The organism is Planococcus sp. S3-L1 (assembly GCF_030063085.1).
In the GTDB taxonomy this organism is placed as follows: domain Bacteria; phylum Bacillota; class Bacilli; order Bacillales_A; family Planococcaceae; genus Planococcus; species Planococcus kocurii.
This window is the reverse complement of record NZ_JASISN010000012.1, coordinates 12,724-26,613: the sequence shown is the minus strand read 5'-3', so window position 1 is coordinate 26,613 and position 13,890 is coordinate 12,724. Positions and strand designations below refer to the sequence as shown.

At 41.3% G+C, this 13,890-nt stretch carries 12 protein-coding genes; 5 read left to right on the top strand and 7 right to left on the bottom strand.

Features of this window, described 5'->3' with window-relative positions; translation table 11 throughout:
• Nucleotides 1-2 precede the first annotated feature (2 nt).
• Both QMF37_RS11960 and QMF37_RS11955 read right to left on the bottom strand, forming a co-directional pair.
• Nucleotides 3-1,292: a DUF2254 domain-containing protein gene (locus QMF37_RS11960; RefSeq protein ID WP_078080224.1), complete on the bottom strand. Its 1,290-nt coding sequence runs from the start codon at nt 1,290-1,292 to the stop codon at nt 3-5.
• Nucleotides 1,293-1,504: 212 nt separating this feature from the next.
• The gene (locus QMF37_RS11955; protein WP_058385968.1) at nt 1,505-2,572 is read right to left on the bottom strand and encodes a phosphotransferase family protein; all 1,068 of its coding nucleotides are present in this window, start codon (nt 2,570-2,572) and stop codon (nt 1,505-1,507) included.
• 334 nt (nt 2,573-2,906) lie between these two features.
• On the opposite strand from QMF37_RS11955, the gene rsgA reads away from it, so the two are divergent.
• Entirely contained in the window at nt 2,907-3,962 is a 1,056-nt protein-coding gene (rsgA, locus tag QMF37_RS11950; RefSeq protein WP_245830239.1) for a ribosome small subunit-dependent GTPase A, read from the top strand.
• Between the two features lie 215 nt (nt 3,963-4,177).
• Here the strand turns inward: rsgA and QMF37_RS11945 are convergent, their stop codons facing one another.
• From QMF37_RS11945 to QMF37_RS11930, 4 genes are all read right to left on the bottom strand, one after another.
• Nucleotides 4,178-4,819, bottom strand: coding sequence for a response regulator (locus tag QMF37_RS11945; protein ID WP_071153657.1), 642 nt, complete (start codon nt 4,817-4,819; stop codon nt 4,178-4,180).
• A gap of 12 nt (nt 4,820-4,831) precedes the next feature.
• Complete coding sequence (locus QMF37_RS11940) at nt 4,832-5,947, bottom strand: GAF domain-containing sensor histidine kinase (RefSeq protein WP_071153656.1); 1,116 nt, start codon at nt 5,945-5,947, stop codon at nt 4,832-4,834.
• A gap of 124 nt (nt 5,948-6,071) precedes the next feature.
• Nucleotides 6,072-7,772: a phospho-sugar mutase gene (locus QMF37_RS11935; RefSeq protein ID WP_078080222.1), complete on the bottom strand. Its 1,701-nt coding sequence runs from the start codon at nt 7,770-7,772 to the stop codon at nt 6,072-6,074.
• 191 nt (nt 7,773-7,963) lie between these two features.
• Nucleotides 7,964-9,508: a carbon-nitrogen hydrolase family protein gene (locus tag QMF37_RS11930; protein WP_058385973.1), complete on the bottom strand. Its 1,545-nt coding sequence runs from the start codon at nt 9,506-9,508 to the stop codon at nt 7,964-7,966.
• Nucleotides 9,509-9,640: 132 nt separating this feature from the next.
• Between QMF37_RS11930 and QMF37_RS11925 the strand changes: the two genes are divergently transcribed.
• From QMF37_RS11925 to QMF37_RS11915, 3 genes are read left to right on the top strand one after another with little or no spacing between them, the layout of a single operon-like run.
• On the top strand, nt 9,641-10,066 hold the full coding sequence (locus tag QMF37_RS11925) for a disulfide oxidoreductase (protein WP_058385974.1): 426 nt from the start codon (nt 9,641-9,643) through the stop codon (nt 10,064-10,066).
• A 1-nt stretch (nt 10,067) separates the two neighbouring features.
• Nucleotides 10,068-10,538, top strand: coding sequence for a thioredoxin family protein (locus tag QMF37_RS11920; RefSeq protein WP_071153655.1), 471 nt, complete (start codon nt 10,068-10,070; stop codon nt 10,536-10,538).
• 55 nt (nt 10,539-10,593) lie between these two features.
• Nucleotides 10,594-11,439: an RluA family pseudouridine synthase gene (locus QMF37_RS11915; RefSeq protein WP_071153654.1), complete on the top strand. Its 846-nt coding sequence runs from the start codon at nt 10,594-10,596 to the stop codon at nt 11,437-11,439.
• 162 nt (nt 11,440-11,601) lie between these two features.
• On the opposite strand, the gene QMF37_RS11910 is transcribed toward QMF37_RS11915, so the two are convergent.
• On the bottom strand, nt 11,602-12,432 hold the full coding sequence (locus tag QMF37_RS11910) for an aldo/keto reductase (RefSeq protein ID WP_071153653.1): 831 nt from the start codon (nt 12,430-12,432) through the stop codon (nt 11,602-11,604).
• A 151-nt stretch (nt 12,433-12,583) separates the two neighbouring features.
• Between QMF37_RS11910 and QMF37_RS11905 the strand changes: the two genes are divergently transcribed.
• Nucleotides 12,584-13,885, top strand: a complete 1,302-nt coding sequence (locus tag QMF37_RS11905) for an NCS2 family permease (protein WP_071153652.1) — start codon at nt 12,584-12,586, stop codon at nt 13,883-13,885.
• Nucleotides 13,886-13,890: the final 5 nt, after the last annotated feature.

The window sequence follows — 13,890 nt, the reverse complement described above, 5'->3', positions numbered from 1 at the left end:
CCTCAGTTTTTTTTCGTCAAAACCAGATGATACGAATGCTGATCCGTGGCTATGGCTAACTCGTCCACTTTTTCTTGAAGAACTTCTTGATCAAAGGTTTTCAATGCCCCGATATCCACATCTTCTAAAACGTAAGCATGAATTTCCCACAACTCCACATAATGCCGTTTAGCTCCCATTTCAGCAGCCACTTTCAAAGACTCAAGAATAGAAATTAAAACTGAAATGTCTTCCTTGCCGTAATGCGATAATTGATAGAAAGTTTTATACAACGCTTTTTTATATGCAGGAAAGCGGTATAAAACATGCTCTTCAGCTAGTAAGAAAGGTCCTGTTTTTAATCGACCTAATTGGCCAAGTAAACGTCCGAGCCGAATAATAATATCGTTCGCTGTATTTGGATCATTGATGCCCGGCGATATGGCACGAAGCGCCACTTCCACTAATTTTTGAATGGCAAAATCAAGGTCCTGTTCTGTCGTTCTAGAAGTACCGAGTGAATAGAAGTTATTAATAGACTGTTTAGCGTGATTCACTCCATAAACATGAAAAATCGGCTTGCCCTCATAGACGTAATCGCCTGGATTCACAAGAATTTCAACTTTTAGTTTTTGCTCTTGTGCATAATTTCCCAGCTTTTCGAAAGACAGATACTGAATGTAGCCTTCTTTTTCAGCTTGATACGTGTCTTTGATACCAATTGGGCTCCACGTTATTTCTTCACCTTTTTCATTTTCTTGTAACTTTTCAAATTTGGAAATGGCATCTTCTGTATCCTTAATTAATTGATTGATTAGTTGTCCTACTTGTACATTTGTTGCAATATAATGGATGAAATAGGCAAATGTAGAAAGACAGAAAAAAGCGATAATAATACCGATAAAAGTTGAAATGACATCAGTTTCGTAGAGATCTTCTCTCATAAATAATAATGATAAAGTATTGTAAATAAAGCCGCTCAGAAAAATCCCTAAAACTCGCCAAACAATTTTATCGTGAACAAAGTTCTTTAATGTTCTTGGCGAAAATTGAGATGAGTACATCGTTAGTACGACGAGAATTGTTGAAAAAGTAAAAGTCGTCATCGTTAGGAGAGCGCCTGATAAACTTCCCATAATCGTCTTAGCTAAGTCAACATTCGTTAAAAGAATTGCTGGGACATATGGCTTTAGTTCGTCGATATACAATAAGTCAACATAGTAAAAAAAGATGGATAGAAAAATTGAAATTACAATGTAAAATGCAGGAGTAATCCACAGTTTTTCTTTTAGCCAAAAAGACAATGCCTTCATCGTCATGCTCCTTTCTTGTGGGTATCTATCCTCTTTCTTTTCCCTTGATGGCTTTTTGACAAACAAAAAAGGCTTGATGAGGTAGTGCACCCAAAAGTTAGAGTTCGACTTTAACTTTTGGGTGCTCTACCTGTTGATCAGCCCTTCTTCTAGCACAGCCGAAGAAAATCCATCTGTTGGCATGCGCACAACTAACATAGAACTAAAGAAAATTATTTTTCCAAAGCAGTCGACAGCGCATGCTTCATTAGACTCGCTACATATTGATCGAAATGTGCGAATCTCGGATCTTGTGTCTGTCCTTTTTTGTAACGATAATAAATTTGTTGAATAATCACAGCCAATTTGAAATAAGCAAATGTTAAATAAAAATTCATATCGGATACGTCTCTTCCACTTTTTTCACCATAGCTTTTTATAAACTCCTGCCGACTGTAAAAGCCTTCTAGCACAGTAACGGGTGCTCTACCGAGTCCTTTTTTTAATAAGTCAGGATCTCCCTCTTGAATCCAATAACTCATAGCCGCTCCAAGATCTGCTAATGGATCTCCGACTGTCGTCATTTCCCAGTCAAACAGACCCGTTATTTCTGAGAAATCTTCCGAAAATAAAGCATTGTTCAATTTAAAATCATAGTGAATAATCGTAGGTTCTTGAGATACTGGCATGTTTGTGAGCATCCATTCAGTTAATCTTCCTACACCTTCAATATCGTCTGTTTGTGCACGCTCATAACGTCCAATCCAGCCGTCAACTTGACGCTGCATAAAGCCTTCCGGTTTTGCCATTCCAGCCAAAGCCGTTTGCTTGTAATCTAACGAATGAAGCTCGACCAGCAAATCGACCATTTTCTCTGAAATTTTTTGTCCCAACTCTCTCGTCGGTCTACTATTTTCTGGGAAATCACTATCTAATACATGACCATGGCGCCTCTCCATCACAAAAAAGGGACTGCCAACAATCGATAAATCATTTGAAAAAACAAAAGGCTTTGGTGCTGTTTTAAAGACTGGATGTAAAGCAGATAGAATGTTATATTCGCGTTCCATATCATGCGCTTTAGGTGCTACAGGTCCGAGCGGTGGCCTTCTTAATACAGCTTGCCAGTTTCCGATTTGCAAGGCATACGTTAAATTGGAATGACCCGTACCAAACTGCTGAACTTCAAGTTTTCCTGTTGGTAGATTTTCAATTTTCTCTTGGAGAAATCGCTCAAGCGTCTCTATATCAAGTTCTTCGCCTACTCTTACTGGAATAATCACATTTTGTCGCTCTCTCATTTCTCCACCTCTTCTAAATTTAATCACCACAAGAATTCGGAATAGTCACTTAATGGTAGCGTGGTCATTTCGTTTATGCAAGTTACAGTAAAATATTTCCCAATAATCTAAAAAATGTTCTTGACCAAAAACAGAATATCCTATATCGTTAATCTAACTTGAAGAAAGAGGTGAAGCATTATGGCTATTTTATTGTTGAATACGCAATTCCAGTCTATAGTGTCTCCCTCTGTGTATCGCTGACGATACGCTTCTTCCATTATGTCCGGAGACCACGACTGCGAATTGCGCGCATCCGTGGTTTTTTATTTTGCATAATTAGGAGGAAATAACATTGATGAAAATTGAACAATACGGCTGGAATTCAGGCTGGCAAGACAAAACAACGACGAATGGCACTCCAGGGCGTGTCACACTGGAGCATAAAAATGGATACCGCGTTGTCACAAATGATGGCGAATGGCTTTGCTCATTATCTGGAAAGTACAGACACCAGCACCATGGCATAGAATTTCCGTGCGTCGGAGATTGGGTCATGGTCGAGCAAATGCCGGGTGAAGACAAAGGCATTATTCACCATGTGCTACCACGAACGTCTCAGTTTTCTAGAAAAGTGGCGGGCGAAACATCTGATATCCAATTGATTGCGGTCAATGTGGATATCGTGTTTTTAACGATGTCACTAAACGATGATTTTAATATTCGGCGGTTAGAACGCTATTTGTTAGCCGCTTGGGATTCTGGATCGAATCCCATTATCGTCTTAACAAAAAAAGACCAATGCACTGACATTACCCCTTATTTACGTGAAGTAGAAAATGTAGCGTTCGGCGTTCCGATTTTTGCCGTATCCGCACGTACTAGTGAAGGAATCGAAGAATTACAGAAGCAGTTAACGGGTTCAAAAACTGGAGCTTTACTCGGTTCTTCCGGTGTCGGGAAATCTTCTTTGATCAATGCCTTGTCTGGCAATGAACAAATGCTGGTTCAAGATATCCGAGAAGATGACAGCAAAGGGCGACATACGACTACACACAGAGAAATGATTTTACTGCCTGCAGGCGGATTAATGATTGATACACCTGGCATGCGTGAATTTCAGCTGGGCGACTATTCAGAAGGCGTAACAGCAGGATTTAGCGATGTCGAAGATTTGGCACTCCACTGTCGATTCCGTGATTGCGCTCATCATGACGAGCCTGGTTGTTGCGTTCAGGAGGCACTTCGAAATGGTAAGTTGGATGCCGGACGTTACCAGAGTTATTTAAAGCTAAAGCGTGAGCTTGCTCATATGGAGCGAAAAAGCGATGCCGCTGCTCAAAAAGCCGCGCGTAACAAATGGAAACAACTAACCAAAGACAATCGCAAACGACCCGTTAAAAAACGCTAAAATAGAGGAGGCTATCCCGTAAGTCTCTAACATAAAACAGGTGGAGAAAAAGAAACTCTTTTTCTCCACCTGTTTTTTTGAATTGCTTCTGAGAATATAAAAAGTCATTGATTACAGATCGTACGTGCAAATGCATCCACCTATTTTGTCGCCTGAAAACGGGGCTGTACTCAAAAAGTCGTTTTTCATGACCTTTTGAGTACAGCCCTCTCCTTTTATCTTATCTCTGGTTCAGTCAGACCATGCTTCACGGCATAAAGTGCCGCCTGCGTCCGGTCTTGAACAATTAGTTTGATAAAGATGTTGGAAATATGCGTTTTCACTGTTTTTTCGGTAACAAATAACGCAGAAGCGATTTCGCGATTGCTTTTGCCTTTAGTCAATTCAGCCAGCACTTCCTGTTCTCTTGGTGTCAGCTGGTTGATGGTATGAGGTGCCGGTTCCGCTGGCGCTTTCATCAGTTCAGAAGAAGCTTTTGGATGCAGTGTGTTTTCACCACGCATCAAACTGCGCAAAGAAGCAACCAGTTCATCCGGTTCAATATCTTTCAATTGATAGCCTGCTGCTCCCGCTTCAATCGCAGGCACCACGTGATCTTGATCTGAAAAACTAGTTAGCATTAAAACGATGATAGTGGGGAATTGTTCTTTGATCATTCGCGTTGCTTGAATGCCGTCCATAATGGGCATTACCAAATCCATTAACACAATATCCGGCTGAAGTGCTGCAGCCATTTCTACAGCCTCTTTGCCATTTATCGCTTCTCCTACCACTTCAATATCCTTTTGTGTTTTCAAAAAGAATAACAATCCTCGTCGGACCACATGATGGTCATCGGCTATTAAAACTTTCATCACGTTTTCAACTCCTTATCCATACGGAATCCGCACTAAGATTTCCGTTCCCTTGCCAATCTCACTTGACCAATCAGCTGTGCCACCTTCTGCTTTGGCACGTTCACGTATGCTTTGAATGCCGATAGATGGCAAGTGGACTCTATGATCAAATGCGAATCCGCGCCCTTCATCTTTTAGCACGAACAAAACATCCGTTGCCGTGACCGATAAATACAATTCGACTTTATTAACTTCCGCGTGTTTCCGGACATTGTTCAACGATTCCTGCGCAATCCGGAATAGCGTTTCTTCAATTCGCGATGGCAATTGAATAACACCCATTACTTTTGTTTCAACTGCAATTCCGAGCATTTCTCCGTAACCTTTGATGGCATCAAGCAATCCACTCTCTAACCCTTTTGGCCGCAATTGCCAAATTAACGCTCTCATTTCATTCAATGCTTCCTGCGTCAAATGTTGAATATCGCGAAAAGTTTCTTGAACAACAGGATCCTCTGACATCTCGACACCACCGCGAGCAGTTAACGTCACTGAAAACAGCAATTGGTTAACAGAATCATGGAGGTCGCGCGCTAAGCGATTTCGTTCTTTCACAAGAGCCAATTCCTGTTCTTGCTTTGTTAAGCCAATTCGTTTGATTGCAGAGCCAATTTGAAAAGCCACTGATTCCAACAGAGCCAATTCGTCTTTTGAAAACCCGACAGTGTCGGGTGCGGCAATGTTCAGCAAGCCAAATTTCTCTTCTCCTGACTGCAAAGGAACCGTCGCATGATGAGTGATACTGCCTTGTAGCCGCGAATTTTCTGGCATGGCATTTTCGATACGTTGACAAGCGATAATATTCGATGCTTTTTCAAGATCGCCATCGTGATAGCGCTTAACGCACCAACAGCCACCTTTTTGTAAATGACGGCAACTGTTTTCTTCTAAAGCGGCCGGCAAATTAGCCTGAGCCACTAATTGATGCTTGCCTTTTTCATTAATAAAAAATATCCAAGCCGTTTCAAAAGCAGAGCCGTTCAACAATTTACGAATAGCCCCATCTAACATACACGTCATATCCATTTCTTCATTTAACAGTTCAGCAATTTCTTTTAACAGCGTTACATTTGAAGGTTCTGCCAACATTAATCACCTCACTTTTATCATATACGTGATCGCAATCCAACTCACTCGTACTTTTGTCTTAGAAAGGCACATACGTATACAGAGTTAGACAATAAAAGCCCCCTTTTTTAGGGGGGCTTAGTCGTTAGCGGCTATTTACTTCTTCTATGAATGATTCTTTTAGCAATTCCATTTTTTCATCGCTTTCTTGCTGTGTTTTTGCGGTGATGCCGAAATAATATTTCACTTTCGGTTCTGTGCCGCTTGGACGCACACATACCCACGAACCATCTTCTAAGAAGTACTTCAAGACATTAGATTGAGGCAGTTCAATTTTTTCATTGGTGCCCAAATTGACAGAAATGCGGTTTTGCGTTTCATAATCTTCAATCGAAACAACAGGAATGCCGGCAATCGCCTGTACTGGGTGTTTACGCAAACCTTCCAGCAATGCAGTAATTTCACGGGCCCCATCAATGCCTTTTTTCGTAACAGATACGAGTGATTCACGGTACCAACCAAACTCATTATACAATTCGATCAACACGTCATGAAGATTCTTCCCTTGTTTTTTATAAAAAGCAGCTGCTTCAACGAGCAATAAAACAGACTGGACAGCGTCTTTGTCTCTTGCAAAATCACGAATTAAATAACCATAACTTTCTTCGTAGCCGAATAAAAATTCGAATTTCGGATCCTCATCGTTGTGCTTTAATTTTTCACCGATGAATTTAAAACCAGTTAAAACATCTTCCGAACTGACACCATATGATTCTGCTACGACGCGACCAAATTCTGATGTGACAATGGTTTTAAAAATACGACCGTTTTTGGGTAACGTGCCTTTTGCTTGTTTTTGACTCAGCAAATACTCAATCAAAATAGCGCCGGTTTGGTTGCCGCTCAGTAGTTCATACTGGCTACCGCTCCAAACGGCAATTCCAACACGGTCTCCGTCTGGATCGACGGCAATCAGTAAATCAGCTCCGGATTTCTTACCGTATTCTTTTGCCAATTCAAATGCAGATCCTTCTTCTGGATTCGGAGAAGTAACAGTTGGAAATTCACCGTCTGGTTGCATCTGTTCGGTTACGTAAGTAATTTGATCATAGCCTGCTCGATCTAATAACCGCTTAACCGTTGCACCCGATGCTCCGTGAAGTGGCGTAAAAACGGCTTGGATCGGACTCGCTGAATGCTCTTGAACAGTTAACGCATTGGTAAGATACGCTTCATCCAATTTTTCGTCAATTCGGATTAGTAATGACTCGTCAAATCCTTCGTTGACGATAGATAGCTCATCTTCTACACGGCTAACATAGTCAATGACACGGTCGGCATCTTCTAGATTTAATTGAGCGCCATCTTCTCCGTACACTTTATAGCCATTGTATTCCGGCGGATTGTGACTCGCCGTAATAACAATTCCCATAAATGCATTCAAATATCGAACACTAAACGATAACTGGGGTGTCGTTCTAGGGCTACTGTACAAATACGTATGAATACCGTTTGCTGCAAATGTACGTGCTGCTTCTTCTGCAAATTCAGGTGACATGCGGCGGCTGTCATATGCAATGACCATCCCCCGTGCCATAGCAAGTTCCCCATTTTCCTTCATGTAATCCGCGATTCCTTGAGAGGCTTTACGGACCGTATAAACGTTCATGCGGTTTGTCCCTGGACCAATTTCACCGCGCATGCCTCCGGTACCAAAAACCAGATCTTGATAAAACGCATCTTCTGCTAATTTTTCATCGTCTTTTAAGACAGTTAATGATTGGCGCGTTTCTTCATCAAGTGATTCATTGTCTAACCAACGCTTCATGCGTTCTTTCCATGACATAGAAATTCCTCCATCCATATTGAAATTGAGTTAAATTAAACAGTCTTATATGTAGATATTCTACAAACCAGTTGCGCTTTCCTGCGAGAGCTCCTCACTAAGTAAGCACATCAGTTAAAAATTTTTTCGCTGAATCTCCAGTTTATCAAACATCTCAAAAAAAAGCCGCTCCATTTCGGAAGCGGCGGTGTTCAGTCTTTTTTGTATTCTACACGGTAGACATCATGACGACGGTCTTTTAACTGCTTGACTGTTCCATTTTGACGTTGACGACGTAAAATTTCCAAATCGACATCTCCAATCAACACCATTTCAAGGTTTGCATTGGTTTCGCCGACAATGCCGTCACGTGCAAACTCAAAATCGGATGGCGCAAAAATACCCGATTGTGCATATTGAATGTCCATGTTTTCGGTTTGCGGCAAGTTACCGACCGTACCGGAAATGACCGTGTAGATTTGATTTTCCACAGCACGCGCTTGTGCGCAATAACGAACGCGCAAGTAGCCTTGGCGATCTTCTGTACAGAACGGGGTGAAAATAATATTGGCACCCATATCTGTCGCAATACGCGCCAGTTCTGGGAATTCAATATCGTAGCAAATTTGAATAGCGATTTTCCCACAATCCGTATCGAAGACACGAACCGAATCTCCTGCAGAAATGCCCCACCATTTACGTTCGTTTGGTGTGATATGGATTTTGTATTGCTTGTCGATCGATCCGTCACGGCGGAACAAGTAAGCAATATTGTAAATTTCATCGTCTTCTTCTTTAACGAAATGCGATCCTCCGATAATGTTGACATTGTAACGAACAGCAAGGTCTGTAAACAATTCAATATATTGAGGTGTATATTCCGTTAACTTACGTACTGCTTGGCTCGGCGATGGCTCATTTAAGAACGACATGAGCTGCGTCGTGAAGATTTCAGGGAATACCACAAAATCTGAATGGGCATCTGACGCTACATCTACAAAATATTCTACTTGGTTCGCTAAATCATCAAACGATTCGATGGCGCGCATCAAATACTGGACAACACAAATACGGACCGGCAAGCTTGTTTTGAAATGACGTTTAGAAACAGGTTTGTAATCGACGTTATTCCATTCCATCAACGTTGCGTATTTACCTGAAGCTACGTCGTCTTGCAAGTAGTTCGGATTGATGCGCATTAATTGGAAGTTGTTCATCAATTGGAACGTCAAAACCGGATCGTAAATTTTATGACGTGAAACCGAATCTACATATTCACGTGGTGACATTTCATCCGCGTGTTTGTGGTAATTTGGAATACGTCCTCCGATGATAATCGATTTTAAATTTAATTCGCGTGCTAATTCTTTGCGGGCTTCATATAAACGCTGGCCTACTTTCATCCGGCGGTATTCTGGGTGTACCATCACTTCAATGCCGTACATATTGTAACCATCTGGATTATGGTTGGTAATATATCCCGCGTCGGTTACATCGTCCCACGTATGACGGTCGTCATATTCATCAAAGTTGATTAATAAACTTGAACAGGAGCCAATGACTGTTCCATCTAACTCAGCTATAAGCTGACCTTGTGGGAAAACACCCAAATGACTTCTTAACTGTTCTTCTTTCCAAGGATCCATTCCCGGGAAGCATAGACGCTGCATTGCCAGGATGGCATCTATATCTGCATAAGTCATCTCGCGAATGATCATGCTTTTTTCAAAATGGGATAAATCAAATTGTTCTGACACAGCACAGCTCTCCTTCACAAAAGTTTCATACTTTATTATATCGGATAGTCGCTCAGGTTGATATTATTTTACTTGTCTCCCGATAACAATTATAATTCTATGGAATCATTTTTTGAAAAGAGGGAATCTCAAATGACGAAACGCCAGGAGAATGTTTTGCTTTCCATGTGGGTTGTAGCCCTTATCGCCACGGCCGGTTCGCTTTATTTTTCTGAAATTCGTGACTTTGCTCCGTGTGAACTATGCTGGATTCAACGTATCTTTATGTATCCGCTTGTTATTGTCATCGGAGTTGCTTACGTACAGAAAAATGTTCGAATTGCAGCTACTGCGCTTGTGTTCTCCATTATAGGAGGAGGAATTTCTCTTTATCATTACGGTTTACAGAAGCTCGATTTCCTGGCAGATTCTGCACCATCTTGTGGACTTGTTCCATGTAACGGTGAGTATATCAATCTCCTCGGATTTATCACCATTCCCTTTTTAGCGCTTACTGCATTTATTCTAATTGCTGGAATGAGTATCTATTTATTAAAGTCCCTTAAGGAGGAAAAGTAACATGAAAAAGTTATTAATCATCGCAGGAATTGTTGTTATTATTTTTGCCGGAATCATCTTTTTAACGAATCAGGCAAATGATGAGAAATTGGCGGATAACCCATACGATACAGAGGATCTAGAGCAGGCAACTATTGATCAATTAGACGATGAAAATTATCAGAACATTGTCTTACCGGCTGATTTAGAAAAGGAAATTGCTAGCGGAGAGCCAACTACGGTTTATTTTTACAGCCCAACTTGTAGCTACTGTCAGCAGACTACACCTGTTTTGATGCCGGTTGCTGAAGATATGAGTATAGACGTTTTGCAGTACAATCTGTTAGAATATGATCAAGGTTGGCAACAATACTTGATCGAAGCTACACCAACATTGATCCATTTCGAAGAGGGTAAAGAAGTTTCGCGTTGGGTCGGTGCACAGCCAAAAGAGAATATTGAACAATTTTTCACTGATGTAGTTAAAAAATAACTGACAAAAGGATCATGTGCCTGGCGCATGGTCCTTTTTTAATGGAGGAAACCACATGACTTGGAGTTATGAAATCAAAGATGACGGTATGACCGTTGAAGAATTACTAAGAACCGAATGGGGCCTTGGAAAAAAAGTCGTTCACCAAATGCGCATGGCCAAAAGCGTTAAAAACGATAAATTCCAAGAAGTAGTTTGGAAAGAACCTTTACCAAAAGGAACTGTCTTGCAATTTGACTTGCCTCCCGCAGACTCACCTTACGAACCAAAACACGATGTTGAGTTACCGGTACTTTTTGAAGACGATCACTTTATCGTGGCTCGTAAACCAAAAGGTATGGCGACACACCCGAACGAAGTTGGCCAAACAGATACGTTCATTAACGCCATTCTTGGTCACATTATTCGTAACGGCGGATCATATGGGGAGCATGTTCACCGCTTGGATCAAGGAACTTCCGGTTTGTTGATGGTTGCAAAACACCCTGTTGCAAAAAACGTGCTGGACCGTATGTTAGAACAAAAACAATTGGTTCGTGACTACGAAGCTGTTGTGAAAGGCAAAGTTCACAATAAATCTGGCACAATTGATTTCGCAATTGGTCGCGATCGCCATCACCCAACGCGTCGCATGGTTTCTCAAACAGGTCAAAGCGCTGTTACTCATTACCGTGTACTGAAACTAATGGAAGGCAAATCTTTGCTTCATTTAACACTTGAAACAGGACGCACGCACCAAATCCGTACACACCTTTCTCATATCGGTCATCCGATTGTTGGAGATACATTATACGACGGACCGCCAACACAAGACGGCGCTTATCACCTTCATGCTTTCCGCATGTCATTCATCCACCCGTTTACAAATGAAAAAGTAGTGGTTGAAGATACTGCGAGATAATAAAAAAGTAGTGACTGATGTCCATTGCAGCGGACGCTTTCTCGTGGGCTTACGTTGACGCTTCCATTTCAATCAGCGATTTTAAAAACAATAAAAAGAACGGAGAAGAGGATGTCCTTTTCTTCGTTCTTTTTGATTTCCTCTACTTAAGTAGAGGATCTTTTAAACCTTAATGTCATCTGGATGTGTTCCGCTACGCCAATCTTGGTTTAACCCATCGATTATACCCATTTCTTCTGGAGTCAACGCGAAATCAAATACTTGCGCGTTTTCTTGAATGCGTGAGGGTGTTACTGACTTTGGAATAACGACTAAATCATTCTGCAAATGCCAACGGATAATGACCTGTGCAATTGATTTATTATGCTGTTTTGCGATTTCCACTAACACAGGATCCTCTAGCAAACGACCTCTTGCAAGTGGCGACCACGATGTTACTACAATGTCATTTGCGTCGCAATAGTTTCGTAATGGCACTTGTGTCAGTTGTGGATGCAATTCAATTTGATTGACCATTGGTTTTGTATTGGCCGTAGCCATAATTTTCTCCAAATGATGCTCTTGGTGATTTGAAACACCAATGGAACGAACGAGCTTTTCGTCGTAAAGACGTTGGATGGCACGATACGTGTCTACGTATTTCCCTTCAATCGCCCAATGTGTCAAATACAGATCCAAATAATCAAAATCCAGACGTTTTAGCGATGCTTCAAATGCACGCAAAGTTTCATCATAGCCTTGGTCCGTGTTCCAAACTTTCGAAGTGATAAACAAGTTCTCGCGTTTAACACCCGAATTCCGTACCGCTTCGCCTACTTCTGCTTCGTTGTCGTAAATGGTCGCTGTATCGATTGCTGTATAGCCTGCTCCAATTGCCGTAATCATCGCTTCTACTGCGGCTTCTTTGTCGGTCATTTTGTAGACACCGAGGCCGAAGCGGGGCATTTCTACACCATTATGTAATTGTTTTGTTGAGTTGATTGTTAACCCCATCTATCATCATCCTTTCATCTTTCTATTGTACAAATAATATTAGATTAATTCGACTTTTAGGATTTCGGTGCAAGCTCTTGCACTCTCCGATTAAAACGAATAATATATATCATGTTGTGTAAAATTGTTCGTGTTTTAGGAGGAGTTTTTTATGTTTCATTTAAAAGAAAACAATACGACGATAAAGACTGAAGTGACTGCTGGAATGACGACTTTCCTAACTATGGCCTATATCGTCATTGTCAATCCAGTCATCTTAGGTGCTGCAGGTGTGCCGTTTGATCAAGTATTTTTAGCGACGATTATCGCCGCCGCCATCGGAACTTTATGGATGGCCTTAGCCGCTAATTACCCCATTGCCATTGCACCCGGCATGGGATTGAATGCTTATTTCACTTCTATGGTACTCGGATCAAATGGGGCCATCGATTACGTAACTGCCTTTGCAGCTGTATTTGTGGCGGGTCTTATTTTTATTTTGTTGTCATTGACTTCTTTGAGAAAAGTGCTGATTCAAGCCATTCCTGAAAACTTAAAGCATGCTATTACTGCTGGAATTGGTTTGTTTATCGCGTTTATCGGTATGAGACTGAGCGGCTTGATTGTTGCAAACGAGGCGAATTTGGTCGGCTTAGGTGATTTAACTTCTCTTCCTGTCGCCTTAACGTTGCTCGGCTTACTAATTACTGTCATCTTTATGTCATTAAATATTAGTGGTGGTATTTTTTACGGTATGATTGTCACAGGAATCGTTGCCTTTTTCACTGGTCAATTAAAATTTGAAACAGGATTTATAAAATTACCGTCATTGCCCGAAGGGATTCTGATTTGGAATCCGTTAGAAGCTCTTCAATTGGTCATTGAATATGGTCTTTATGGCGTTGTCTTTTCTTTCTTACTCGTGACGTTGTTTGATACGACTGGCACAATGATTGGTGTCGCCAAACAAGCTGGCTTACTAAAAGACAATAAAATGCCTAGAATGCGTCAAGCGTTGCTAGCAGATTCGTTCGCAGCTACTGCCGGTGCTATGGTTGGAACCAGTCCAACTACCGCGTATGTTGAATCTACGGCAGGTGTTGCAGCAGGTGGTCGCACCGGTCTTACAAGTTTAACAGTTGCCGTTCTTTTCATACTCGCAGCGTTTTTCGGACCGTTAGTCGGCTCTTTATCAAGTGTTGCCGCCATTACAGCTCCTGCATTAATTATCGTTGGCAGTTTAATGATTGGTGCAGTCAAACAAATTGAGTGGGAAAAATTCGATGAAGCTTTCCCCGCCTTTTTGATTGTACTCGCTATGCCGTTAACATCGAGTATTGCAACGGGGATTGCTTTCGGTTTTATTTCTTATCCGTTAATGAAAATCTTCAAAGGCAAAGGCAAGTCGGTTCATCCAATTCTTTACGTCTTTGCGATTTTGTTCACGATTCAACTATTAATCGCACCTCATTGATGATA